This is a genomic window from Embleya sp. NPDC059213, assembly GCF_042754445.1.
In the GTDB taxonomy this organism is placed as follows: Bacteria; Actinomycetota; Actinomycetes; order Streptomycetales; family Streptomycetaceae; genus Embleya.
In genome coordinates, this window is the sequence record NZ_JBHZAV010000064.1 from 26,951 (window position 1) to 51,357 (window position 24,407).

At 71.2% G+C, this 24,407-nt stretch carries 25 protein-coding genes; 11 read left to right on the top strand and 14 right to left on the bottom strand.

The features are described from left to right. Window positions 1-88: 88 nt before the first annotated feature. Entirely contained in the window at window positions 89-313 is a 225-nt protein-coding gene (locus tag ACFXMF_RS23525; protein WP_379992789.1) for a hypothetical protein, read from the bottom strand. Window positions 314-864: 551 nt separating this feature from the next. Between ACFXMF_RS23525 and ACFXMF_RS23530 the strand changes: the two genes are divergently transcribed. Then, window positions 865-2,196 carry a hypothetical protein gene (locus tag ACFXMF_RS23530; protein ID WP_379992788.1) on the top strand — a complete coding sequence of 444 codons (1,332 nt, stop codon included), beginning with the start codon at window positions 865-867 and terminating at the stop codon, window positions 2,194-2,196. Window positions 2,197-2,846: 650 nt separating this feature from the next. Here ACFXMF_RS23530 and ACFXMF_RS23535 read toward each other — a convergent pair. After that, a complete protein-coding gene (locus ACFXMF_RS23535) occupies window positions 2,847-3,977 on the bottom strand; it encodes a sensor histidine kinase (protein WP_379989510.1) in 1,131 nt (376 codons plus the stop codon). Next, entirely contained in the window at window positions 3,970-4,674 is a 705-nt protein-coding gene (locus ACFXMF_RS23540; protein WP_360317895.1) for a response regulator transcription factor, read from the bottom strand. The genes ACFXMF_RS23535 and ACFXMF_RS23540 overlap by 8 nt, the downstream gene beginning before the upstream one ends. An 86-nt stretch (window positions 4,675-4,760) precedes the next feature. Here ACFXMF_RS23540 and ACFXMF_RS23545 point away from each other — a divergent pair, with 86 nt between their 5' ends. After that, complete coding sequence (locus ACFXMF_RS23545) at window positions 4,761-5,963, top strand: lipid II:glycine glycyltransferase FemX (RefSeq protein ID WP_379989511.1); 1,203 nt, start codon at window positions 4,761-4,763, stop codon at window positions 5,961-5,963. Between the two features lie 67 nt (window positions 5,964-6,030). Here the strand turns inward: ACFXMF_RS23545 and murF are convergent, their stop codons facing one another. Further along, window positions 6,031-7,374 carry a UDP-N-acetylmuramoyl-tripeptide--D-alanyl-D-alanine ligase gene (murF, locus tag ACFXMF_RS23550; protein ID WP_379989512.1) on the bottom strand — a complete coding sequence of 448 codons (1,344 nt, stop codon included), beginning with the start codon at window positions 7,372-7,374 and terminating at the stop codon, window positions 6,031-6,033. A gap of 166 nt (window positions 7,375-7,540) precedes the next feature. Between murF and ACFXMF_RS23555 the strand changes: the two genes are divergently transcribed. Genes ACFXMF_RS23555 through vanX form a run of 3 tightly spaced genes read left to right on the top strand, consistent with a single transcriptional unit; the run spans window position 7,541 to window position 10,219 of the window. Continuing rightward, window positions 7,541-8,581 carry a D-isomer specific 2-hydroxyacid dehydrogenase family protein gene (locus tag ACFXMF_RS23555; RefSeq protein ID WP_379989513.1) on the top strand — a complete coding sequence of 347 codons (1,041 nt, stop codon included), beginning with the start codon at window positions 7,541-7,543 and terminating at the stop codon, window positions 8,579-8,581. Next, on the top strand, window positions 8,574-9,614 hold the full coding sequence (gene vanA, locus ACFXMF_RS23560; RefSeq protein WP_379989514.1) for a D-alanine--(R)-lactate ligase: 1,041 nt from the start codon (window positions 8,574-8,576) through the stop codon (window positions 9,612-9,614). Before ACFXMF_RS23555 ends, vanA begins: the two co-directional genes overlap by 8 nt. Then, window positions 9,611-10,219, top strand: a complete 609-nt coding sequence (gene vanX, locus ACFXMF_RS23565) for a D-Ala-D-Ala dipeptidase VanX (RefSeq protein WP_379989515.1) — start codon at window positions 9,611-9,613, stop codon at window positions 10,217-10,219. The genes vanA and vanX overlap by 4 nt, the downstream gene beginning before the upstream one ends. A gap of 220 nt (window positions 10,220-10,439) precedes the next feature. Here vanX and ACFXMF_RS23570 read toward each other — a convergent pair whose 3' ends face one another. From ACFXMF_RS23570 to ACFXMF_RS23580, 3 genes are all read right to left on the bottom strand, one after another. After that, complete coding sequence (locus tag ACFXMF_RS23570) at window positions 10,440-10,610, bottom strand: hypothetical protein (protein ID WP_379989516.1); 171 nt, start codon at window positions 10,608-10,610, stop codon at window positions 10,440-10,442. A 56-nt stretch (window positions 10,611-10,666) separates the two neighbouring features. Then, window positions 10,667-11,479: a hypothetical protein gene (locus ACFXMF_RS23575; protein ID WP_379989517.1), complete on the bottom strand. Its 813-nt coding sequence runs from the start codon at window positions 11,477-11,479 to the stop codon at window positions 10,667-10,669. Window positions 11,480-11,762: 283 nt separating this feature from the next. Next, window positions 11,763-12,062 carry a hypothetical protein gene (locus ACFXMF_RS23580; protein ID WP_379989518.1) on the bottom strand — a complete coding sequence of 100 codons (300 nt, stop codon included), beginning with the start codon at window positions 12,060-12,062 and terminating at the stop codon, window positions 11,763-11,765. A gap of 647 nt (window positions 12,063-12,709) precedes the next feature. On the opposite strand from ACFXMF_RS23580, the gene ACFXMF_RS23585 reads away from it, so the two are divergent. The 5 genes from ACFXMF_RS23585 to ACFXMF_RS23605 all read left to right on the top strand — a co-directional run bounded on the left by ACFXMF_RS23585 (window position 12,710) and on the right by ACFXMF_RS23605 (window position 16,278). After that, window positions 12,710-13,078: a hypothetical protein gene (locus ACFXMF_RS23585; RefSeq protein WP_379989519.1), complete on the top strand. Its 369-nt coding sequence runs from the start codon at window positions 12,710-12,712 to the stop codon at window positions 13,076-13,078. Window positions 13,079-13,116: 38 nt separating this feature from the next. After that, window positions 13,117-13,611, top strand: coding sequence for a 5'-3' exonuclease H3TH domain-containing protein (locus ACFXMF_RS23590; RefSeq protein WP_379989520.1), 495 nt, complete (start codon window positions 13,117-13,119; stop codon window positions 13,609-13,611). Further along, entirely contained in the window at window positions 13,605-14,039 is a 435-nt protein-coding gene (locus ACFXMF_RS23595) for a hypothetical protein (protein WP_379989521.1), read from the top strand. The genes ACFXMF_RS23590 and ACFXMF_RS23595 overlap by 7 nt, the downstream gene beginning before the upstream one ends. Window positions 14,040-14,242: 203 nt before the next feature. Then, window positions 14,243-15,583, top strand: coding sequence for a tetratricopeptide repeat protein (locus ACFXMF_RS23600; RefSeq protein WP_379989522.1), 1,341 nt, complete (start codon window positions 14,243-14,245; stop codon window positions 15,581-15,583). Between the two features lie 311 nt (window positions 15,584-15,894). Next, entirely contained in the window at window positions 15,895-16,278 is a 384-nt protein-coding gene (locus ACFXMF_RS23605) for a hypothetical protein (RefSeq protein WP_379989523.1), read from the top strand. A gap of 1,219 nt (window positions 16,279-17,497) precedes the next feature. Here ACFXMF_RS23605 and ACFXMF_RS23610 read toward each other — a convergent pair. Then, a complete protein-coding gene (locus ACFXMF_RS23610) occupies window positions 17,498-18,403 on the bottom strand; it encodes a serine hydrolase (protein WP_379989524.1) in 906 nt (301 codons plus the stop codon). A gap of 100 nt (window positions 18,404-18,503) precedes the next feature. Here ACFXMF_RS23610 and ACFXMF_RS23615 point away from each other — a divergent pair, with 100 nt between their 5' ends. Further along, the gene (locus ACFXMF_RS23615; RefSeq protein WP_379989525.1) at window positions 18,504-20,582 is read left to right on the top strand and encodes a HEAT repeat domain-containing protein; all 2,079 of its coding nucleotides are present in this window, start codon (window positions 18,504-18,506) and stop codon (window positions 20,580-20,582) included. A 218-nt stretch (window positions 20,583-20,800) separates the two neighbouring features. Here ACFXMF_RS23615 and ACFXMF_RS23620 read toward each other — a convergent pair whose 3' ends face one another. The 6 genes from ACFXMF_RS23620 to ACFXMF_RS23645 form a co-directional block, all read right to left on the bottom strand. Then, window positions 20,801-21,490 carry an HAD family hydrolase gene (locus tag ACFXMF_RS23620; RefSeq protein ID WP_379989526.1) on the bottom strand — a complete coding sequence of 230 codons (690 nt, stop codon included), beginning with the start codon at window positions 21,488-21,490 and terminating at the stop codon, window positions 20,801-20,803. A 345-nt stretch (window positions 21,491-21,835) separates the two neighbouring features. Beyond that, window positions 21,836-22,309, bottom strand: coding sequence for a hypothetical protein (locus tag ACFXMF_RS23625; protein ID WP_379989527.1), 474 nt, complete (start codon window positions 22,307-22,309; stop codon window positions 21,836-21,838). A 372-nt stretch (window positions 22,310-22,681) separates the two neighbouring features. Further along, a complete protein-coding gene (locus ACFXMF_RS23630; RefSeq protein WP_379989528.1) occupies window positions 22,682-22,843 on the bottom strand; it encodes a hypothetical protein in 162 nt (53 codons plus the stop codon). Then, window positions 22,840-23,175 (bottom strand): hypothetical protein, encoded by a 336-nt coding sequence (locus ACFXMF_RS23635; protein ID WP_379989529.1) that lies wholly within the window; start codon window positions 23,173-23,175, stop codon window positions 22,840-22,842. The genes ACFXMF_RS23630 and ACFXMF_RS23635 overlap by 4 nt, the downstream gene beginning before the upstream one ends. Window positions 23,176-23,220: 45 nt before the next feature. After that, window positions 23,221-23,406: a hypothetical protein gene (locus tag ACFXMF_RS23640; protein WP_379989533.1), complete on the bottom strand. Its 186-nt coding sequence runs from the start codon at window positions 23,404-23,406 to the stop codon at window positions 23,221-23,223. Between the two features lie 369 nt (window positions 23,407-23,775). Further along, window positions 23,776-24,407: response regulator (locus ACFXMF_RS23645; RefSeq protein ID WP_380020760.1), on the bottom strand; the 632-nt coding region annotated here is incomplete at its 5' end.

A 24,407-nucleotide genomic window follows, 5' to 3' on the forward strand; every position in this document is an offset into this window, starting at 1 on the left:
ATCCGTTCGACTGCGGCGCCCCGGTCGCGGTCGGCATCATCGGCGGCGAACACCGCTGCCGCGTCCACCGCATCCGCGACGCTCCCGCTCACCAGCCGGTGGGTATGTCCGCCAGTGCGTACTCGTCCTGTCCGCGGGCGCAGAGCGCCAAGCGGACGTCGTTGCCGCTGCGGTCCCTTCCGATCATCGACGCGACGGGTGGCTCGGTGCAGTCGCTGCCGTGCAGGCTGCATCGTTCCCGGTGGGCGACGGTGTTCTTGCGGTGGTGGTCCGGGCTGTATCGCGTCCACCTGATCGGTGTGTAGCGTGCCATCGCCGGTCGCCCCCTCGGTCGGTGCGAGGTCTTTCACGGTCGTGTCGGGGCACGGGGAGGAACATCGGCCGATCGAGGTCGCGATTGACGATCGGCGACATGCGGCTCCGGTGACGCGTCCGCAGGCGCCCCGACTGTGCGACACACCGTACGCTCCGCGGTTGCTCTTCCTTGTGGAACCCGCCGATTTGCCAGGAGCGTTCGCGATTCTGCCCCGGCGGGTGCCGCCGTCGGGCGTGGTTGGGGCCTCGTCACCGATCACGCCACCACGGGAGCGCCGGAGGCGCGGTATCCGGCCCGGATCCGTGTCAGGTTGCCTCCGTGTGTGAGGGGTCGCGTCGGTGCGCACCTCGTATGCCGGTTCCGCCGCGAACAACTGGGTTCGCGTGTCATCGTGAGGCGGAGGGCCCCGCGACGGCGGATGGGCGGTGTTGCGCGCCGTCGCTCTCGTCGGGGCCGTCGTGCGGGCGCGATCGCACCGATGGGGGATGCGGGGCCACTCGGACTCCGGGCCGCAGCGGTGTCGATATGCCGGAAGGGGCCTCGAGCTCATGTCCACGACCGTTTCGTCCCACTTACGTCTACCGCGAACGCGGCGGCGCCTGGGCGCCGTCGTCTCCTCGTGTGCGCTGTTGTGCGGGGGCCTGGTGGCTCTGGCGGCGTCCCCGGCGTCGGCCGCCGGAGTGTGCGCCGTCCCCGTGGTGACCGCGACCACCACCACGATCACCTGCACGGCCGGCGGCACCGGCAGCCTGACCGTGCCGGCCGACGTCACCTTCGGGCAGGTCGTCCTCGACGGCGCGGGCGGCGGCGCCTCGGCCGACGGAGTACCCGGCGGCAAGGGCGCCCACGTCGAGGCGACCCTGGCCGTGACCGCGGGCACCACACTCAACGTCGTCGTCGGCTCCCGCGGGGGACGCTTGAGCGGCTACCGCGGTTCCTCCGGTCTCGGCGGTGGCCTCGTCGCGGTCACCGACTCCGGCGGCACCCGTCTGCTGACCGCCGGTTCCGGCGGCGGCGCGGGCGGGCCCGGTGTCGCGACCCCCGCCTTCCCGGGCACGCCCGGCGGCGACAGCGGTGCCGCCGGGTCCGCCGGTGCCGGCGACTCCGTCGGAGGGGGAGGGGGAGGCGGCGGCGCCGGGAGCGCGACCGCGGGCGGCGCCGGCGGCACGGGAGCGGGCGCCGGACAAACCCCCGGACCCAGCGCGGGCAACCCGGGCGCGTGGCCGAACGCGGCCGGAGGGTTCCCCAGCCCCAACATCTACGACGGCGCCGGCTACGGCGGCCAGGGCGGCGCGGGCTACGGCTCCGGCGGTGCCGGTGGTGGCGGCGGCGTGAACGTCGTCCCCGGAGGGGGGCAGACCGGTGGTGCCGGCGGCAGCGGGGGCGGCGGCACCAGCCTGGTGTCCGGAACCGTTCCCGGTTCACCTTCCTCGGTCACCGACGGCGTCAACGCCGGCAACGGCCTCGTCGTCTTCACCTTCCCCAACCCCAAGGCCGACATCGACGTCGACGTCACCGCGCAGCCACACCTGGGCATCCTGGTGCCGTACCTGACCTACACGCTGACCGCGCACAACACCGGACCCGACGCCGTCACCTCGGCCACCCTCACCGCCACGCTGCCCACCGGCGCGACCGCCACCGACCTCTCGCCCGGATGCACCACGACCACCGACACCGTGACCTGCTCCTACGGCGCCATCGCCAACGGTTCCAACTCCGCCAAGTCGTTCCGCGTCCCGCTGCACCTGCTGTCGTTGGGACACGTCTCCGTCACCGGCACGCGCACCGCGTCCGCGCCTGCCGACCCCAACTCCGCCAACGACAGCGCCACCGCCACTTGCACCGTGGTCTCCGTCGTCCTCGCCATCTGCCCCTGACCGCCCCACCCGCCCATCCGGACACGGCTCAGCCGGGTCCGGATGGGACGCTCGTTCGACGTGATCGAGACCCGCCGGCCTAATGCCCGCCGCGGCAGCGCGTGTTCGACCGCCTCCCCACCCGCACAAGCGGGCGCCTCGGCGCGGAGCGCCACGAGGGAGAGGGCGGTGCGCGGGTGGACCGAAACGGTACATGTCGTCGGCCGGGCGTCGAACGCGGAGGGGAATCCGATGTCGACGTCGTCCCACGGGCGTTCCTCCGAGACCTTCCGCACGCCGTACCCGTCGGGGCATGCGACTCGGCCTCGGGACGCCGTCGCCGGGCACGGTATCCGCGCGGAGGGCCCCCGGCGCCCCGGCTCCCCGAACGGGCCATGCCCGCCGGGCCGTCGGCGCTCCCCGGCGGCGGCCGCGGCCGCCGCCGGCGACATCCGCCCGTCCAGGTACGGCGCAAGTATCCGGTAGCGGGCCATCGCCACCGCGCCGACCGCGGGCTCGGAGGCGGCGAGGCGGCCGGCGTCGCCCGGGATCCGGCACTCCCGGCTGGATCGTGGACGGCCGGATCGTTCCGCGGCGCGCCGCCCGCGGACCCACCGAACGATTCAGTCGCCCATGGCGATAGCGAAGAACGGCTTCGGCGCCGCTCGGGCTCAGAGGCGGACGACCTCGGCGGCGGGCACGGCCGGTGGGAGTTCCACGGTGATGCGGAGCCCGCCAGTGGGGCGCGGGGTGAGCGTGAGGGTTCCGTTGTGTGCGCGCGTGATGGTCTTGACGATGGTCAGGCCGAGGCCGACGCCCGCGTGGTCGGCGTGGAGGCGCTCGGTGCCGCGCTGGAACGGTTCGGTGAGTGTCGAGGCCAGTTCCGGGGTGACCATCCCGCCGGTGTTCTCGACGGCGAGGACCGCGGCGTCGGGGCGAAGGCTCGTATGCACCCACACGGTGCCGTGGGCGGGCAGATTGTGGACGATCGCGTTGTGCACGAGGTTCGTGGTCAGTTGCAGCAGGAGCGCGGGTGAGCCGAGGGCAGGGGTGACGTCGCCGGAGGTCTCGAGGGTGACGTCGTGCTTCTCGGCCAGGGGGAGGAGAGTTTCGACGGTCTCCTCCGCCATCAGGGACAGGTCGCCGGATTCGAGGGTGAAGGACCGCCGGCCGGCGCGGCTGAGCAGGAGCAGCGCCTCGGTGAGGTCGATCGCCCGGGTGTTGACGGAGTGGAGACGTTCGATGAGTTCGGCGGCATCGTGGTCCGGATCGTTGCGGGCGACGTCGAGAAGTGTCTGCGCGATCGCCAGCGGGGTGCGCAGTTCGTGGGAGGCGTTGGCCGCGAATCTCTGTTGTTCGGCGACGTGTGCTTCGAGCTGCGCGAGCATCGTGTCGAAAACGTCGGCGAGTTCGCGGAACTCGTCGTTGGGGCCCGCCAGACGGATCCGGTGGGTCAGTGATCCGTGCGAGGCCATCCGCGCCGCGTCCGCGATCCGGGTGAGCGGTGCGAGCATGCGTCCGGCGAGGATCCATCCCCCCACGAGGCCGAACACGAGGAGGAAGGCCAGCGCCGCGACGGCGGCAGGGGTGAAGCCGCGCAGGAGTTCGGAGCGGCCGGGCCCGGTGACGATGATCACCGAGTCGTGCTCCTGCTTGTACTCGTCCGGGTGGGTGCGGGTCGGCACCCAGCGCAGTACGAACACCCAGAACACGGCCAGCATGAGGGTGCCGGCGACGAGGACGAATCCGGCGTAGCTGAAGGTGAGCTTCAGCCGGGCGCTGAGCCCCGCTCGTCTATGCATGAGTGCCGCCGGGTCCGGGGGTGTCCAGGGTGTCCGTGCCGGTGTCGATCCGGTAGCCGACACCGGGAACCGTGGCGATCAGCCACGGTTCGCCGAGACGTTTGCGCAACGCGGAGATGGTGATGCGGACGGCGTTGGTGAAGGGGTCGGCGTTGCTGTCCCAGGCCCGCTCCAGGAGCTCTTCGGCGCTGACCACACCGCCTTCGGCGGCGACGAGCACTTCGAGTACGGCGAACTGCTTCCGGGTGAGCGCGACGTAGCGGCCGTCGCGGTAGACTTGGCGGCGGAACGCGTCCAGCCGCAGGCCCGCGATCTCGCGCACCGGCGGCCTGCTGTACGCCCGCCTGCGGTCGAGTGCCCTGAGCCTGAGCACGAGTTCCCGGAGTTCGAACGGCTTCGTGAGGTAGTCGTCGGCGCCGAGTTCGAACCCGGTGGTCTTGTCGTCCAGCCGGTCGGCGGCGGTAAGCATGAGGATCGGCATGCCGCTGCCGGAGGCGACGATGCGCCGGGTGATCTCGTCGCCGTCGGGGCCGGGGATGTCCCGGTCGAGGACGGCGATGTCGTACGCGTTGACGCTCAGCAGCTCCAGGGCGGTGTCCCCGTCCCCCGCGATATCGCCGGCGATCGCCTCCAGGCGCAGACCATCGCGGATCGCCTCCGCCATCAGGGGTTCGTCCTCGACGATCAACACACGCACGCTCCGAGGCTACGAGGCGACGCGTATCGTCGGCGTATCGAAAACCGGATACGTGCCGACAACACCGCGGCGAGTCGACTGGGCGGATGAACCACAGCGAACCGGCACGACCGGCGGGTACGCGTCCGAGCATCCGGCCGATCAGCGACGCCGAGCACTTGGCGTTCGTCCGGACCCAGCGGTCGGTCAGCTTCCTGCAGACCCCGGCGTGGGGCCAGGTCAAGACCGAATGGCGCAGCGAGTCCCTCGGCTGGTACGACGGGCGGCGGCTGGTCGGCGCCGGGCTCGTGCTGCACCGCCCGGTGCCGCGGCTGGAGCGCTACACACTGGCCTACCTGCCCGAAGGCCCGGCCATCGACTGGACCGGCGACATCGGCGCGTGGCTCGACCCGTTGGCGGCCCACCTCAAGGCGCACGGCGCGTTCGCGATCCGGCTCGGACCGCCCGTGCGCACGGATGCCTGGAGTGCCGCCCAGGTCAAGGAGGGCATCGCCGACCCGGGCAGCAAGCGGCTCACCGACATGCCCACCTGGCAGGCCCATCCGGTCGGCGCCCGCGTGGCCGCCGGCCTCAGGGACGCCGGCTGGCTGCCGCAGAGCCCCGAGAACGGCTTCGGGGTCGGGCATCCGCAGTTCAAGTACGAGATCCCGCTGGCAGGCAGGACCGAGGACGACCTGCTCGGGGGCATGAACCAGCTCTGGCGCCGCAACATCAAGAAGGCCGCCAAGGAAGGCGTCGAGGTCACGGTCGCCGGGGGACCGACAGGTGCCTCGGCGGAAGACGGACAGGCAGGTGCGGGCCGCGTCGCTGCGGACCTGAAGGCGTTCCACGACCTCTACGTCCACACCGCCGAACGCGACCGCTTCAGGCCCCGGCCGCTGCGCTACTTCGAGACCATGTTCGCGGCGATGAGCGCCGAGGACCCCGAGCGGATCAGGCTCTACCTGGCCCACCACCAGGGCGACCTGGTCGCCGCGACCATCCTCGTCCGCGTCGGCGCCCACGCGTGGTACTCCTACGGCGCCTCCTCCACCCGCAAGCGCGAGGTACGCGGCTCCAACGCCTGCCAGTGGGCGATGATCCGCGACGCGCTGGCGGCCGGCTGCGACGTCTACGACCTGCGCGGCATCACCCCCACCCTCGATTCCGACGACCCACACGTCGGACTGATCCGGTTCAAGGTCGGCACCGGCGGTCAGGCGGTCAGGTACGCCGGCGAGTGGGACCTGCCGCTGCGGCCGATGGTCTACCGGGCCTTCGACCTGTACATGCGGCGGCGGGGGCGATGAGGGCGGATCGGGTACACGGATCGCCCGGCCCGCGCCCCGGCCGGGCGCCGACCCACCGAGCAACCGGCTACGCCAACGCCGCGGCGACCTCGTCGAGGCGTGCCCCGCGCGAGGCCTTGACGAGCACCACGTCGTCGGCGGCGAGGCGGCCGCGCAGCCAGTCCACGGCCGCGGCGTTGTCGGTCAGTGCCACCGCCCGCTCGCCCGCGCCGTCGGCGATCGGCCGGGCGGCCTCGCCGACCGCGGCGACCACGTCGGCCCGGGAGGCGGCGTACTCCCCGATGGCGCGGTGCTCGGCCCCGCCGGCGGCACCGAGCTCCAGCATTTCGCCGAGGACGGCGATGCGGCGCCCGCCCTCGATCGTGGCCAGCGCGTCCAGGGCCGCGCGGGTCGACTCGGGGTTGGCGTTGTAGGAGTCGTTGAGCAGCGTCGCGCCGCACGCGAGGCCGCGCAGCTCCATACGCCACTTCGACAGCGAGGCGGAGGCCGCCGCGGCCGTCGCCACGTCGAGGGGTACGCCCAGCGCCAGCCCCGCCGCCACGGCGGCCGACGCGTTGAACGCCTGGTGGGCGCCGACGAACGGCAGTGCCAGGGGAGCCGAGGCGTCGGCGGTCCGCAGCGTGCAGGACGGCCGGCCGAGCCGGTCCAGCGCGACATCGAGCACTCGTACGTCGGCGTGCGCCGCCCGGCCGAAGGTCAGCACCGGGCCGTCGGTGAGCGCGCGCATGGCGGCCACCCGGGGGTCGTCGGCGTTGAGTACGGCGGTGCCGCCGGCCGCCAGCCCCTGCACCAGCTCGCCCTTGGCTTTGGCGATGGCCGCGCGCGACCCGAACTCGCCGAGGTGGGCCTGGCCGACGTTGAGGACGACGGCGACGTCGGGCGCGGCCAACGCGGTGAGGTCGGCGATGTCGTCGATGTGGCGGGCTCCCATCTCGAGGACGAGGAAGCGGGTGGCCGCGTCGGCGCGCAGCATGGTGAGCGGCACACCGAGCTCGTTGTTGAGCGAGCCGAATGTGGCGACCGTCGGTGCGGTACCCGAAAGCACCGCCGCCAGCAGGTCCTTGGTGCCGGTCTTGCCCTGGGAACCGGTCAGCCCGACGACGGTCAGCCGGTCGCGCAGCCGGGCCACGACGTGAGTGGCGAGGGCTTGCAGCGCGGCCTGGGCGTCCTCGACGACGACGGTGGGGAGCGCGGTGGGCCGGGAGCCGAGCACGGCCACCGCACCGGCCCGGCCGGCCTGGGCGGCGTAGTCGTGGCCATCGACCCGCTCGCCGGCGACGGCGACGAAGAGGCCGCCCGGCTCGGCCTGCCGACCGTCGAGTACGGCCGGCGCGGTCACCGTGACGCAGGAGTCGCCCTTGACCGTCCCGCCGACGATCGCGGCGATCTCGTCGAGGCCGAGCGGGATCATGAGGTTGCTTCGCGGTAGGTCATGCCTCCAGTGAAAGCGGCGCGGCGTTGCGCGAGCGTATGCGGATTTCCATACACCGACGAAATGCTATCGAGAAGTAGCTTATTGTCGGCATATCGAAAACCGCATACGCTCGCGCAACGCCGCGCCGCTTTCACTGGGACGCATGACGTACAGCGAACCAGCGCGAACAGGCGCCCGCCGCACCCGATCGCCGGCGCCGCTTTCCTCCTCGGTCGCCGCGACAACGGGGATCACCATATATGGATGCGGGCCCGACGAGGCCGCATTGTTCCGGGAGCTGGCGCCTCCCTTCGGTGTCCTGCCGACCATTGCCGAGGCCCCGGTATCCGACGCCAATATCGACCTGGCACTCGGAAACCGATGCATCAGCATCGGACACAAGACCCGGATCGCAAACTCCACACTGCTCGAGCTCCGCCGAGCCGGCGTCACGTACGTCTCCACCAGAAGCATCGGCTACAACCACATCGATGTGCCGTACGCGGAGAGTATCGGCATTTCCGTGGAGAATGTCACCTACTCGCCCAACAGCGTGGCCGACTACACGCTCATGCTCATGCTCATGGCGGTACGCCACGCGAAATCCGTCATTCGCCGCGCGGACGTGCACGACTACCGGCTGCACGACGTGCGCGGGAAGGAACTGCGGGACCTGACCGTGGGTGTGGTCGGAACCGGACGCATCGGTGCGGCGGTCATCGACAGGCTGCGGGGCTTCGGCTGCCGAATACTGGCCCACGACACCGGCCCCAAGACCACCGCCGACTACGTCCCCCTCGATGAATTGCTGCGCCGGAGCGACATGGTGACGCTCCACACGCCGCTCACCGCGGAAACCCACCACCTCCTCGACCGCCGACGCATCCGGCACATGAGGCACGGTGCCTTCATCGTCAATACCGGACGCGGCGCACTGCTGGACACCGAGGCCCTCGTGGCGGCCTTGGAAAGCGGCAGATTGGGTGGTGCCGCGTTGGACGTCCTCGAAGGCGAGGAGGGAATCTTCTACGCCGACTGCAGCGACAAACCCCTGCGCAGCGATCTCTTGCTGCGACTGCAAAAACTTCCGAATGTGCTGGTCAGTCCGCACACCGCCTACTACACGGACCGCGCCCTGCGCGACACCGTCGAAAACTCCATGGCCAACTGCCTGAAACACGAGAGCGGGAACCAGCATGGCTAGGCCCAGGGTCGGCATCATCTTCGGGGGCCGTTCCGAAGAGCACTTCATCTCCGTCAAATCCGCACAGGAGGTCGCCGGAAGCCTCGACACCGAAAAGTACGAGCCGTTCTACATCGGAATCACGAAGAGCGGCGCCTGGCTGCTCTGCGACCGTCCCGGCCCGGGCTGGGAGAACGGTGGCGCCCGTCCGGCCGTGCTGGCGCCGGACAGCGGCGTGCGCGGCCTGCTCGTGCTGGACCGGGGGCGATACGAAACCATCGGCCTGGACGTCGTGTTGCCCGTGCTGCACGGCAAGCTGGGCGAGGACGGTGCGATACAGGGCCTGCTGGAGCTCTCCGGCATCCCCTACGCGGGCTGCGACGTACAGAGTTCCGCCGTGTGCATGGACAAGTCCCTCGCCTACGTCGTCGCCCGGAGCGCCGGAATCGCCACCCCGGACTTCCGGATCGTCGCGGCGGACGAGAACATCGACCCCGACCGGCTCACCTATCCCGTCTTCGTGAAGCCGGCCCGTTCCGGGTCGTCCTTCGGCGTCAGCAAGGTGTCCCGGGCGTCGGAACTGCAGTGCGCGGTGGAATCCGCGAGGCAGTACGACACGAAGGTGCTGATCGAACAGGCCGTCGTCGGCAGCGAGGTCGGATGCGCCATCCTGGGGAACGGCCTGGACGTGATCGCCGGCGAGGTCGACCGCATCGCGCTGTCCCACGGCTTCTTCCGCATCCACCAGGAGGACGAGCCGGAAAGCGGCTCCGAGAACTCGACACCCGTCGTTCCCGCCGACATCTCGGCGGCGTCGCGAGCACGTGTCCAGGACACCGCAAAGGCCGTATACCGCGCCATGGGCTGCCGGGGGCCGGCACGGGTGGACATGTTCCTCGCGGGCGACGGAAAAGTGATCCTCAACGAGGTCAACACGCTGCCCGGCCTGACCTCCTACAGCCGCTACCCGCGCATGATGGCGGCTGCCGGGCTGCCGCTCGCCGAAGTGCTCGACCGGATGGTGTCGCAGGCTCTGACGGGAACAGTCCGATGAACGACGACTTCGTCTTCGCGGACGAGTTCGTCCCCGGAATACGCTGGGACGCCAAGTACGCCACCTGGGACAACTTCACCGGCAAGCCGGTGGACGGCTACCTGGCCAATCGCATCGTCGGGACAAGGGCATTGTGCGCGGCCCTGAACCGAGCACGAAAAGAGGCCGAGACCCTCGGCTTCGGCCTGCTCCTCTGGGACGGCTACCGCCCGCAACACGCCGTGGACTGCTTTCTGCGCTGGTCACAGCAGCCGGAGGACGGCCGGACGAAGCCCCGGCATTATCCGAACATCGACCGAACCGAGATGTTCGACCATGGATACGTGGCCGCCAAGTCGGGCCACAGCCGGGGCGCCACCGTCGACCTCACGCTCTTCCACCTGGACACCGGTGAACTCGCCCCCATGGGCGGCGACCACGACCTGATGGACTCGATCTCCCATCACGGAGCACCAGGGATCACACCGGTCGAAGCGAGGAACCGCCTGCACCTTTCCGCGATCATGGAGGCCTGCGGTTTCAGCTCCTACGACCGCGAGTGGTGGCACTACACCCTGAAGGACGAACCGTATCCGGACACGTATTTCGACTTCCCCATCACCTGACCTCGACGTTTCGTGACGGCCCGTCAGCTTGCCGGCGGGTCGTGGGTGTCCTGGGGTGTGTGGATGTCCGGTGCTTGGGTGTGCCGGCGGCCCGGCTGTCGCGTCGGGTGGGCGCCGGCTCCCACGGCCCGGGCGCGTGGTGCAGTGCTCGAAGGCCGCTGGTCAGCCGGGGGTTCGGGAGTGTGTCCAGGCGGCCGGCCGCGCCGGTGACCACGTGGGTTCACGGCCAGTGGCGGGCGAGCCGCAGGATCGTTCGACGGCCGGTCGTGACGATCTGTGCGGCGGAGAACAGCCGCAGGCGCAGTCGCTCGCCGGTCAACCCACCCACGGCGTACCGGCTGACTGCACCGACCCGGATGCCCTGGGCCGGCTCGGGGTCCCCGAATTCCACAAGCGCTCGTGGCCATCGGCACCGTCCCGCGCTGGTGGTGTGGATGGCCATCGGCCTCACTCCGCCGCCCGGCTGTTGGTCGCGCTGGAAGCGGTTCTGCCGGGGAGGTCGGCGAGGTAGCCGTTGGCGGATTCCCCGCGCATGGAGCGTGCCAGCTCGGAGACGTGCCGTGCCTGGGCCGCGGACAGGCGCCGCGTCTCCCACAGCAGGGCGGCGGCGTCGACCGCCTCCGGGCGCGGGGGTGGTGGCACCTCGGGCAGGTGGACGCCCGTCAGCGCCGCCAACTCAGGGGCGTTGATCCCCAACACGGCCGCGAAGTCCGTCACCAGACGAGGTGTCAATTCCTTGCGACCGGAGCCGATCGAACTGTACGTGGAAGCCGACAGGAGGGTGGGCGTCGCGACCGTCAAGGCCCTTTGCATGCCGGTCCAGCTCAGATTGCGGTACTGGAGCATGCGGATGACCGCTCCGCCCCGGTCCGCAAGGGTTGCGAGCGGCTTCGGGACGAAGACCGAGAGCCTTTGTTCCTGCGGAAGTGAACGGATGAGCCGCAGGAGTTCACGCCGCGCCGCCGCCGGGAGGTGTACCCCGTCCATCACGATGTAAGGCGCCCACTCCTCGGCCGCGCCGTCCAACGGCGCCAGGTCGTCCGGGACGGCCGGCCCCGCGAGGATGAACAGATCGACGGTCCGGAATTCCATGACAGGCGCAATCCGTCGCAGCAGCTCCTCGCCGGGGGCTCCCCCCGCGAGCACTGTTCGGACCTCGTTTGCCGTCACCTTCGCACGCTCGGCCGGCTCCTCTGCGCCAAGCTCTCTGCGGTCCAGCAACCACGCCAGTAGTACACCGAACCCGGAGTCGTTCGTCATACCCGCATCGTAGGTGCGGTGCCGCTCCACCATGACGGCGTGGCTTCGTCCACGTGAAGTGGCTCCGACCGGGCCGATCGAACGGCCCTGGGCTCATCCCCTGATGAGGCACCGCCTCTCCGGCCGCCTGCACGACGAGCGCACCGTCCACACACACCGGCGGCCGAGCGGGCCGGGCTCTGCAACGCGATGGAGCGTACGGGCGGTCTGTCGTACGGGCCGGAACGGGTTGAGGCGTTCGGGCAATCGTCGTACTTCCGGGAGGGCATCGCAGAGGAGGACTTCACCTTCGACCGGGACAACCGCACGGGCGATCGCCGGCGCGGTGATCGAAGAACTCGTCGAGCAGGCCGATCAGTTCGGCCGCGGCGTGCTGCTCGTTTTCGGGTGACCAGGGTTGCTCGGGACGGCCATCGGGAAGGATCGGCTTCTCGGCCAGGGCCCGGTACACCAGCTTCGAGCCGAATCCCGGCCTGGCGGCGAGCCACTCCTGGAACCCGCCCGGCAGGGCTCCTTCGGAGGCGGCGTCAACGCCGTTGAGGAACCCGACCACCGCCCCGAATCCGACACGGCCGGCGAACACCCCCGGACGCGTCTCGAGTTGGAGAGCGGGGAAAAACCGTCGGAGGTCGGCCTTGCGGCCTGACCTTCCACACATTCCCCCGGTCTTCCTTTCGAGGTTCTCTGCTCGGTGAGCGCGTCTTTCCGGCCACCGACGCGGGGCGGCGTGTGCGGGGCGGTCGGGACGGCCCGTCCGACCGTCGGTCGCAGGTCCGGGTCGTATGAGGCGGTGGTGGGGTGGTGCCGGTCGGTGTCGGGGCGGACGTGTCAAGGCGAGCCGGATCCGTGTCCCCCTCCTCGGGCGGCTGCCTCACCGGAAGCCCCGCAGCGAGAAGTGCCCGATGGCCGTCGCCGAACTCGCAGCTGTACTCCCTTGATGCGGCGGAATGGCATCGGTCAATCCGGGCTCGACGTCACAGCAGTCGGCGGCGGCGAGCACGCGCGCGGCCCCCGACCGCGGCTTCACTCCCTCGACCGAACGCGCCCGCATCCGCGCCGCCGCCCATCACCGGGTGGGGCCGAACGCCACGCCGCCCCGGCCCTGGCCGCGATGCTGCGCGCGGCGTGGCCCACGCACAGCCCGGGCGCGATAGCCTCGACGTCCCCGCCGGTCGGCGCGGACCCGGTCGCCCCGGTCAAGGCCCCGGATCGCCGTGCCGAGGGATACCCATGACCGCAGCCACCACCCCGCTGTTGCTCGTCGACGGCCACCACCTCCTCTACAACGCCTGGTTCGGCTTCCGCGCCCGCATCACCAGCCGCGAGAGCGCCGACCTCACCGGCGTGTTCGGCACCCTCGCCCTGCTCCACAAGGCGGACCGCGAACACGCCCCCGACCACGAGGTCTTCGTCGCCTTCGACGGCGAACACGGCAGCGCGGCACGCGCCGAGACCGACCCCGACTACAAGGCCAACCGCGCCGACGCCGACCACAGCCCCATCGCGTCCCTGCCCTGGGTGAAAACCGCCCTCGACACGATCGGCGTGCGCTGGATCGAGCACGACACGGCCAAGGCGACGACACCATCGCCACCCTGACCACCCGAGCCCTCACCGAAGTCCGCCCGGTGCGGATCATGTCCGGCGACCGCGACCTCCTGCAACTCCTCACCGACCCCGCCGTCAGCGTCCTCAACCGCGGAGCCCCACCGGAGCGACGCGTCCAGACCCGGCCCGACGTCCACACCCGCTTCGGCGTCCACCCCGAGCAATGGCCGTGCTTTCGAGCCCTCACCGGCGACCCGGCCGACAACATCCCCGGCATCCGCGGAGTCGGAGCCCTCACCGCCGCCCGACTCCTGTCCGGCGGCCCCACCCTCGACCAACTCCTGGCCTCCGACCGCCTCGTGGGCGCCGTCGGCACGCGCATCGCCGCCCATGCCGAACACCTGCGCCGATGGCGCGACCTGATCCGCCTCGATCACAACGTCGACCTTCCCGACGACCTGACCACAGGACACCCCACACCACACCTCGCACCCGCCGCCGCGACCCTGGACGAACTCGCACTATGGGACACCGCAACACTGAACACGCCGTCGCCCACCGAGAAGGACCGGATCGCATGCTGAGCCCGGCCGACGGCGCACCCGTGACCTACGTCGAGATCGTGACCACCAGCCTCGACGAACGCCACCGCCGCCCCTGGGAAATCGCGCTCATCCGCCACCACCGGGGCATCGAGACCGAACACGTCTTCCTCATCGACGACGTCGACCGCGCCCTCACCGTCGGCCGCCTTCCACGCCCGCCACCCCCGGGCCAACGCCGCCGCGCCCCGGGGCGGGCCGTGGAAGACGTGTTCGGGCCGTGGAAGGTCAACTACGAGACGCTGGGCAACGCGTTGCCGCATCTGCACACGCACGTGATCCCCCGGCACCGGGACGACCCCGCGCCGGGGGCCCGATGCCGGGGGACCGGCTGGACGCGCCGCCGCTCGGCGGCGAGGCGCAGTTCACGGCGGATGTGGAACGGCCTGCGTCGGGCGTGGAAGGCTTGAGCACGTTCGGGGCCGTGCGTGTGTCGTACATGACCGACGGGCACGTCGCCGCACGGCGCCCGGCTCTTCGTTCCGCTTTGGTCCGTGCAGCCGGGTTGTGACTCGTGGGCGAGGCAGCCGTGGTCGACGGCCTTGACGGCGCGGGACCCGCCGCCGCATACACGCGAGGTCGATTGTCGGGGCCGGTCCCTATCGTGCGGCGGATGAACGTTGACGAACTCCAACGCCAGGAGGACTTCTTCGACGGGGTGCCGCCACGCACCGTCGATCTCCTCCTCGAGCAGGGACACTTGGACGCGGTGGTGGAGGCGGCCCGGCTGGGGGAGTGGTGGTGTGCCCGGGGCGCGGTGAGGTATTTCGTCACACGTGGCGAGTACGAGGCGGCGTGGGAGGTGATGGCCCCGTTCGCCGAGACGCGGTGGTGGCCCGCCGTCGAGCAGGCCGCGCGGGTCTTGAACGCCCGGGGGCGCGGCGAGGAGGCGATCGCGGCGGTGCGGGCCCGGGCCGAGGCCGGCGAACGCGACGCGTGGAATCCCCTGGCCCGACTTCTCGCCGACAACGGCCGTATCGACGAGGCGATCGAGGTGCTGCGCCCGCGCCTGGGCGACTGGTACCACCTCGAGGCCCTGGTCGAGACCACCGAGGGTCGCGGGCGTGATACCCGGGTGATCGACCTGTTGCGTCGACTCGTTGGCGGCGGCGGGCCGTGGAACGGCACCGTCATGTTGGCCCGGGTGTTGGAGCGTGGTGGGCGGGTGGACGAGGCCGTCGAGGCGCTGCGCGCGCGGATCGACGGGGCGCGGTACACGTCGACGAACGACGTCGAGGAGTTGACCGCGATCCTGGCCCGGAATGACCGGCTGGACGAGTTGCGTCTGCTCGCCACGGGACCACACGCCCGCTGGGCCGTCGCCTCCCTGGCCGGGCGGCTGGAGGAGTCCGGCCGTGTCGAGGACGCGGTGGCGACGCTGCGATCCGCCGTGAAGGCGCGAGTGCCTTGCGTCGAGGGCCGGTTGGCGCTCCTGTTGGCGCGCATCGGTCGCCTCGAGGAGGCGGTGGAGGCGGTGCGCCCGGAGTTGGACGACGCGGACTGCTCGTGTCTGATCGTCGAGTTCCTCGACCTCCTGATCGCCGGCGGCGGCGCGGCCGCGGCCCTGGACCTCGCGGCCGAGACGGCGAAGCGGAACCCGCACGTCGCGGAGTACGTCACGGGTCTGCGGCCGTGGTTGCTGTCCGAGGTCGGGCGGGGGGAGGAGGCGATCGCCGAGGTGGTCGCCCGGATCGAGGGCGACGACGACAGGCGCGGCGTCGAGCAGTTGGCCGGACTGTTGGAATCGCAGGGCAGGATCGACGAGGCGATCACCGCGTTGTGGGACTACGCCGCCGACACCGGTTACGGCCGCACACACCTGGCCCGCATGTTGATCGGGCGGGGGCGGGTGGAGGACGCGATCGCGGTCCACCGCCTGCCGACGCCCCCTCCCGCTCCATGCCCGGCGGACGATCCCTGGGCCGACCTGGCCGAGGAACCCCCGTCCTTGTGAGTTCCGGTGCGGAGATCGGGCTCGGTCGGTCGGATGTCGGGCCCGTGCGCCGGTGGGGGTGGGGCGTTACGCTGCACGGCACATCGCGACGCGGGGGTGGGTGATGGGCGCGGTGCGCGCGTCGGGTGGATCGCGTCGTATGTGTTCCTCGGGATGGTGTTGCTGGCGATCGCCGTCGTCATGCTCCGCCTGACCCTGTCCGCGCGGGAATCGCTCCCGGCGCGAGCGTGGGTCATTCCTGTCGGTTTCGTCGCGATCGCTGTCGGCTTCGTGGCGATTCCGTGGCGGCTGGCCCACGTGCAGGCGAAACGGTGCTTCGAGGCCCCGGCGCGCTCGTGCTGCGCGACGCGACCGGCCCCGCGGTACTGCCCTGGAGTCACATCGCCGAAGTGACGCTGACGCTGCGCACCGGGCGACGCACGGACGCCGGGAGGGTGCGCCTGCAGGTGCGGTTGCGCGACGGGACGCTGACCGGTCGCTCGATGTACTTCGTCGAGGAGGGCATGTTCCGGGCCCTCGCGCTGGACCTGTTCCCGGGGGTCGCCGTCTGCGGGGCGCGGTACACGATCCACGGACCCCAGGTGATCTCCGACGAGATCGCGGCCCTGACGGCAAACGCCAGACCGCCGCGGCCGCCGGCTCCGCCGCACGGACCGGGAACCGTCCCGCCCCGTCCACCCGCGCCGCCACCGTGACCGCGTCCGCCCGGCGTGCGTTCGCGTCCCCGAGAAAACCCCGTGCCCGCTCGAACCTCGTTCGCTGCGCCCCGATCACCCGGCGACCTGCCGGGATCCGCGGCACTTCGCCGGGGCGACCGGCGGACAACGCCCAAGCCTGACCGCACGGCAAAAGCAAACCGTCATCGAACACGTCGCGGCCGGAAACTCACTCCGATCCGTCGAAGCCCTCGGACGCTCGCGTTCGGCCGTCGACACCGCCCGGCGCGCGGACGACGCCTTCGACGGTGCGTTGATCACCGCATCCGACGGCCGCATACGCCCCGCCAACAAGCCCGGCACCCACAACGCATCGGGAAGTAGCCGAATCGATACGAGCACGAGCCGGGCGAGGGCCCGGCGGGGGTGCCGCGGTTTCGGGGCCGGCGGTCGGCGTGTGTGGTCGGCCGCCACCCGACCTCCCATCCCGCTTGTGCTCGACGGCCTCGTGCGGATTCCGCGCGCAGGTGTGGAGACTCGGCGTGGCGCCGTAACCGAGGCGCCGAAGAGGGCACTTCGGTGCCGGTTGGAATGAGGAGCAGTTGTCCGGCCGCTTCGAGTTCCGCCCGGTGTCACGCCGAACGGCCGGCGCTGTGATGGTCCGCGTCCTGGTTCACGTGAGACCGCCGGCACCTCGCCCGAAGGTTCTCCGGAACGTGGTCCAGGCGTGCGGTGGTGAGGACGACCCGGGATCCGGTTTCACGGGCAGGTTCACCGTGAACGTTGACACAGCGTCCCTCGTGAGCGGCTGGGCTTCCGCACTCGCCCAGGAATTCGCATTGCCCAAAAGTGCGTTCGTTGATGGCTCGGGAGACGGCCGCCCAGTCCGACGGGTACCGACTGCGGTTTTCGACGCCGATGGGCACGACATGTCGGTGTCCTCATGCGGCATCGCCTGTCCGGCTCCGTGGGTCGCACGCACGGGTCGGTCAGGTGGGAGCCGTCGGCGATGGGGCGGCCGCGGGGCTGTTCGTGGTCCTTCGAGGGGCCGTTGACGAGTTGGTGGTGATCCGCGAGGAAGCATCGAACATGCTTGTTGTTTCCCGTATCGGTGGTGATCGTTTCCCAGCGCCGGTCGGCCGCTTGGTGTCCCCTCTGGTTGACCCGTGGGTGCGGGCGTTGTCCCGTTTCGGCTGCGTCGTCGGAGCCTGTCGCAGAGCCCCGACGGCCCCGCCCGAAGCCGGCACCGGCGGGGCTTTCAGACGCCTGTGTTCCGCAACGCGGCGACGGCCTGTGCGGTGGCGGTGCCGATGGCCGCGCTGATGGCGGCGTCGTCCGAGCCCGGTCGGGAGCGGGTGAAGACGGCGGCGGCGTATCGGCGGCCGTCGGGGTAGGAGATCACGCCGATCTCGTTGCGGATCACGCCGACCAGGCTGCCGCTCTTGGCCGCGACCCGCACGGGAGGCCGGAATCCGCCCGCGATTCGGTGTCGGGTCACCTGCCTCGCCATCACGGCGCGCACCCGTGCGCAGGCGGCTGCGGGGGCCGCCCGGTCGGTCCAGATCAGCCGCAGCAGGTCGACCATGTCGCGCGGGGTGGTCCGGGTGCCCCGCAACGGATCCAACGCGCGGCAGGCAAGGAGCCGTTCGTCGGCCCGCGCAGCCTCGTCCTCCGAGGCACCGGCCGCCCAGGCGAGCGCGTCCTTCCAGCCGAGATGCCCCAGGTCCCGGCCGATGGAATCGAGCATGCTCCGCAGGTCGGACTCGATCACCGTGCCGGTCAGCCCGAGCCGCGCCGCGGTCGCGTTGAGCGCGTCGACGCCGACTCGCCGCAGGAGCGCGTCCGTGGCGTGATTGTCGCTGACGGTGAGCATCAGCACGACCATGTCCCGCCACGAGAGCACGGCATCGTCATCGAAGAGCGAGATCCCGACCGGGCCGGGAGTCCGGTCGGCAACGCTCAGCGTCACGGGCTCCCGCGGGTCCAACCGGCCTTGGGCAAACCAGGCCTCCGCCTCCAGCGCGATCTGTACCTTGACCACCGAGGCCGAAACCACCGGCGCATCCGGACGCAGGCCGAACTCGGCCTCGCCTCCCAGCGGTTGAACACACAACGCACCCTCACAGCCGGCCCGTTCGAAAATCTCTCGGATGTCGTCCGCCACGGCATCGATCCTGCCGGCACCCCTTCGGTCCTCGCTGCCATGAGTGTTCCGGATTCGGTGAGCACCCGGGACTGTCGGTCGGGTACGGCACATTGCCCGCATGTTCACCGGACTTGATGACATCGACTGGGCTTCGATGGAGCACGCGTACGGCTCGGCCGAGGGGGTGCCGGCTCTCCTGCGGTCCATGGGCTCGGCGGACGTGGAGGAGCGCAACGAGGCGTTTGGCGAGTTCTACGGCGCTGTCTACCACCAGAACAGCGTGTACGAACCGACCGCCGCGAGCCTGCCGTTCCTCTTCGAGTTGGCCTGCGATCCTAAGACGCCCGACCGTGCGGCCGTGGTGAGGCTGATCGTCGGTATCGGGGACGACGCCATGGCATCCCTGGACCACTGGACCGACGGCCCTCTCCCGGCATGGCTGGACGCGGTGGCCGAACTACGGCGACGCGCCGACACCCTCGTCGCGTTCACGGCCGATCCGGACGTGTGCGTGCGGCGTGCGGGGATCCCCGCCCTGGCACTGTTCGTCGACGACGGCGGCGGCGCCCGGGCCGTCGCGTTGCTGCGTGACCGGCTGCGGGCCGAACACGGGCTCGTCGAACGGTTGGCGGTCGTCGAGGCCATGGCGACGCTCGCCCTGCGGCTCCCGGCCGCCTCCGAGCACGCGCGTACATGGCTCGCCGCCGTGGCCGTCGACCCGGACGCGGACGTGCAGACCCGACTGGCGGCCCTGGCCCAACACACCCGCTGCACCCCGGACGCGGCCGGGCGGGAGGTCGTCGCGGCGGCCGTCGAGCTGCTCGAGGAACTCGCGATCCACGCCCCCTCGGAACGGACATGGCGGCATCCCACACCCGAAACGACGACACAGGATGTACCACCGCAGGTCGTCGCCGCGTTCGACCACCTCGAACGGTCCAACCGCGTGTACGCGTACACCACCCGTACGCTCCGCACCCTCCACGAGGCGCTCGCCGAACGCGTCGCACCGCGCACCGAGTTGCTGACGGCGCAGCTGCGCAGTCCGGACCCGGGCACGCGCCTGGACGCGATACGCATGGCCGGTGATCTGATGAAGGACTGGCGCGGCGACCACACACCCCTGGTCCTGCTGGTCGCGGAACAACTCGGCGCGCGGGATCGGGAGGTCGCCGCGGAGGCCGCCGCCGTCCTGGACGCCTGTCACGCGATCGCGGGGCAGGCCCGGGAGGCACTGGGCGCGCACGTCGCGGCGCAGCGCGCCGAGCACGGCCCCGACGTGTGGGCGGATCCCGACCCGGAGTTGCGGCGGGCGCACCAGACGGCGGTGTGTGTGCTGGCCCGGTTCGGGGACGCGCGGGCGCTGCCGTCTCTGCTGGTGGCGTTGGACGGCGGCGTCGACGCCTGGCGGGCGTTCCAGGTCGCGGGCGGGCTGCCGCAGGCGTCGTCCGTGCTGGTGCCCCGGTTGTGCGGGCACCTGCGCGACGCCGACCTCACGCGGTCGTGGTTCGAGGGGACCGCGCCTGCGCTGATGGATGCCCTGTCTCGACTCGGGGACGCGAGCGCGGTGCCCGCGATCGTCGACACGCTGGCGGTGGCCGCACGCGACGAGCACCGGGACAGCACCGTCGCGGCCCTGAAGGCCCTGGCACCGTTCGGACCGGCCGCCGCGGACGCCCTGCCCCTGGCCCGGCGATTGACCACGGCCCCCGAGACCCACGTCCGGATCGCCGCCGTTCAAACCCTGCACGCCCTCGGCGGCGACCGCGACGAGGTGCACGCGGCAATCGTCGAACTGGCGGAATCCGAAGGGGACTACTGGATTCGCGAGGTGGGCGACCTGCTGGGACGCATCGGCCCGCCCGTCCCGCCCGTCCTGGTGACGCACCTGCGGGAAGCGCTGACGGACAACTACGAGTGGCAGCGCGTCCACGCCGCCACCGCACTGTGGGACCTTTTCGGGGAACCCGAGACACAGACCGTGCTGGACACACTGCTGCGGGCGTGGGAGGTGAACTCCTCGACGGCCAACCACATCGTGAAGTGCCTGGACCGCATGGGCGCGGCCGCGGAACCCGCGGTGCCGACGCTCCGGGCCGCCCTGGCGCTCGCGCACCGCGACGGCTGGGCCAGGGCGATCGACAGCGACGAGGAACTACAGCGGAACACCCGGCGGGTCCTCGCGAAATTCGACTGACCGCGCGATCGGACACCACGGGCCCCGACGCGTCGAACTCGTCCGGGCCCGGCCCCGGCACTCCGCTCCCGCTGTGTACCCAGCGGCTGCCGGCAGCGTGTCCACAGAAGTGACCGGACTGCCCCCACTGCCCGGGCCCCCGCGTCGGAAGCAACAACGCGGCGACACGACCGCCCGACGGTGTGCTCGCGCCGGTTCGATCCGACGCCTGCGGGCGGTCAGCCGAGAAGCAACGCCGTGACAGCCGAGGTGTCGGGCAGGTCGGCGACAACGTGCGCGGCGCCCGACAGTTCCCGGGCGTCGCTGCTGCCGGTGGCGACCGCGACGACCGTCGCGCCGCCGTGTAGGCCCGCGTCCACGTCGGCCGGGGTGTCGCCGACGATGACCGTGTGGCCGCGATCGAATGCGACGCCGTGGCGCTCGCCGGCGAGACGGCGCGCCGTGCGGACCAGTTCGGGGCGTTCAGTGTGATCGTCCCCGTACGCCCCCAGGGAGAAGTCGATGGCCGTTTCCAGGCCGAACACCGCGAGCTTGACGAGACTCACGGTGCGGGGGTTGCCGCTGACCACGGTCTGCACGACCCCCTCGGTCGCGTCCAGCGCGGCCAGGATCGCCGCGGCCCCTGGCAGGGCGTGCCCGCGCTCGCGCATATCGCCGGCCCGCTCGCGGTACCCCTGGGCCAAGGCCTGCGCGAAGGCCGAGAAGTCGTAGCCCTCGGCGTCCAGTCCGTGGAGCTCGGCGGTCTCGGCGAAGATGACCCGCTCGGTGCGGCCGTGCACGCTCGCCATCTCCCGCAGCGGCGTGCCCGTGACCTCGTGGAACGCGGCGGCGAAGACTTCCCGACCCACCCCACCGGTGTCGATCAGGGTGTGGTCGATGTCCCACAGCACGAGACGAGGTCGGGGCATGGTCACACTCCGGGGCATTGTCGAGCGCGTTCGCCGGCATGGCAGCCAGACGACGGCCGTTTCCTCCCACCCGGGAACACCGGGCGGGCGAACCCCGCGCGGCCAGCCCGGCGGCGCGATCCCGTCCCGCCCCCGCCGCTTGGGAGCGGTCTCCGCCAGGGTCCGCTCAAAGCGGCCCGATCCCTCCCAGGCCGGCTTGTTTGGGTCACTCTTGTCGATTATGTGTTCGAGTATGAGTGCCGATTGGTTGGAAATGCACGCGGTCGGCGTGTCGGGATGGTTTCGTGACGAGGTGCCGCCGAGCTTCGTGTGCAGGAGGCCCCGGCGAGTGCCCCGGCGGGCGGACTACGCCGATGCGGATCGCACGTGCGCAAGGGCGCGGACATCGTCGGACTTCGCCCAATGATCGGGCAACCTTCCGATCTGCTCGTCGTGCCGCCGCCGGGCGAAACGCTGTCGCGCCGGGCTCGTACCCGGACCGGCGGTCGGCTGCCGACCCAGGTCGGGAAACTGCCCCAACGACGCGTCGATGAAATACATGGCCGGGGACGATTGTCCTCCGGGCCGATACTCGCACCAGGTGTGACCGAACTGCCCGGCGTGAGGGTCGTCGAAGCTGCCGGTGAACAGCCACCAGGTGCCGAGACCCCGATCGTGGAGCACGTTCGCGATCACATACGAGGAGATGTCGCACGAGCCGCGCGGGAACCTGCGCAGCCAGAAACACGCGTCGCGCTCCGGCCACGCCAGCAATAGGTCGAGTGTGTCGCGCCAACACCGCTCGACGGACGCGATCCACGCCTCGGAGAGTTCCACCATCCTGTAGAAGGTACGGGCATCGGCCTCCTTGCGAGGCGCCGTCGCCGGCCTGGCCGAGCAGACTCGTGGTCATGGAGGAGATGGACGCTGACGTACTCCTTGTGACCGGGGGCGGCGTCGAGATCCCGGCGACGGCGGATCTCACCGACTGGTACCCGCCCGGTGCGTTCCGCCCGTCGATGCCCCGGAGCAGTGGACGGCGATGATCAGCAGCAGCCACCGCCTGGACGTCGTCCTGGTGGTGGGTGACGTCGTCGATCTGCAGCTCGATGCCACGGCCACGGACGGGGCGCCGTCGAGCAGGTGTATCCCTTCGCGGCACAACTCGCCGGACGCGGAGCCATCACTCCGTGAGCACTCTCCTGCGCGACGTCAACCGCCGGCGGGGCGGTTGCCGACGCCGAACGGTGCCACGTCGGCGGGGGCGAGGTCGTCGCGGAGGCGGAGCAGCCGGATCGGGTGGCGCCATCTGCCGTCGTCGAAGGCGGTGTCCACGGCGATCTCGGCGACCAAGTTCGGCTCGACCGGGATCATCGGGTGCCGTTCCCGGGAGCCCCAGGCGGGGGAGAAGGTGCGCCCATGCCAGGGTGGTCGGCGTCCGCCGGTGCGAGCCGTGCGGCGAGGGTGGCCGTCACGTCGCGGTTCAGGGTGCTGCTTCGGCCGACGAGTCGCAGGCGCCCGGTGTCGTGGTAGCGGCCGAACAGCACCGTGGTGGGACGGCGCAGGCTCCCCGCGACCGCGCCCACCAGGGCCTCGGTGGTGTCCCTCGACCGATACTTGCGCCACCGGCGCTCTCCGGGCAGGTGTCGCTGCCGGGCGTCCTTGATCATCAGGCCCTCGATTCCAGCCGGAGCCCAGTCCCGCATCCATCCTTCGGCGATCGTCCGGTCGGTGGTGGAGGGGCACAGTGCTCAGGGCGGGCCGAGGTCGTGCTCGGCGAACAGTGCCTCCAGTGCCGCGCGGCGGTCGGTGTACGGCAGCGCGGCCAAGTCCTCGCCGGCGCGGTGAAGCAGGTCGAACGCCACGAAGTTCGCGGGGCTCGTGCGTGCCTCGCGCGCCGCTGCGGCGAGGGTGCGGTTCATGCGCTTCTGAAGCAGGTCGAACGCGAGCTTGCCGTCGTGTCACACCACCAACTCGCCGTCCAGCAGCACCCCTTCCGGCAGATCGCGCTCGCCCGCGGCGGCGATGTCGACGAATCCGTCCGTCAGGCGGGTGCCTCTGCGCGAGATCACCTGGACCGGTCCGTCGGTCGGGCGCAGCAGCCAGGCGCGAAAGTTGGGAACAGTTGAGGTGTCCCATGGGGGTAGATGTCTCAGTCCGGGGCCGCGCCTCGCGCATCGCGTCGCCGAGCCGTTACAGCGTCGGTTGTTTCCACGGCCCGGCTTCGTTGTCACGCGAACCGGACCGTCTTCCGACAGTGGCGGGGAGAGGCCACGGACGGGCTCGCTCCTCGACCGCCGGTGCGTTCAACTCATCAACCCGCCTTCATAGGCGGCGATCACCAACTGGGCCCGATCACGCGCGTCGAGCTTCAGCAGCAGCCGGCTGACGTGGGTCTTGGTCGTGGACAACGACAGGTGCAGCCGCTCGGCGATCTCGGCATTGGACCGGCCACGCGCCACCTCGTGCAACACCTCGCGCTCCCGATCGGTGATGCCGCCGAGCAGCGCCGGAGCACGCACCGCGGCGAGCGGGCGCTGCGCGAACTCCTCGATCAGGCGCCGGGTGACGCCGGGCGAGAGCAGACCGTCCCCGGCCGCGACCACCCGGATCGCGGCGAGCAGGTCGGCGGGTGGGGTGTCCTTGAGCAGGAAACCGCTGGCCCCCGCGCGCAGTGCGGCAAACACGTACTCGTCCAGGTCGAACGTGGTCAGCACCAGCACCCGGGTGGTCGGCGGTTGCGGGCCCTCGGCGAGTACCTGCCGGGTCGCCTCGATGCCGTCCACCTCCGGCATCTGAATGTCCATCAGGACCACGTCCGGTCGTTCGCGCCGGATCAACTCGACGGCCTGCGCCCCGTTCGCGGCCTCGCCCACCACGGTCAGTTCGGGGTCGGACTCGACCAGGACCCGAAAGCCCGCCCGGACCAGCGCCTGGC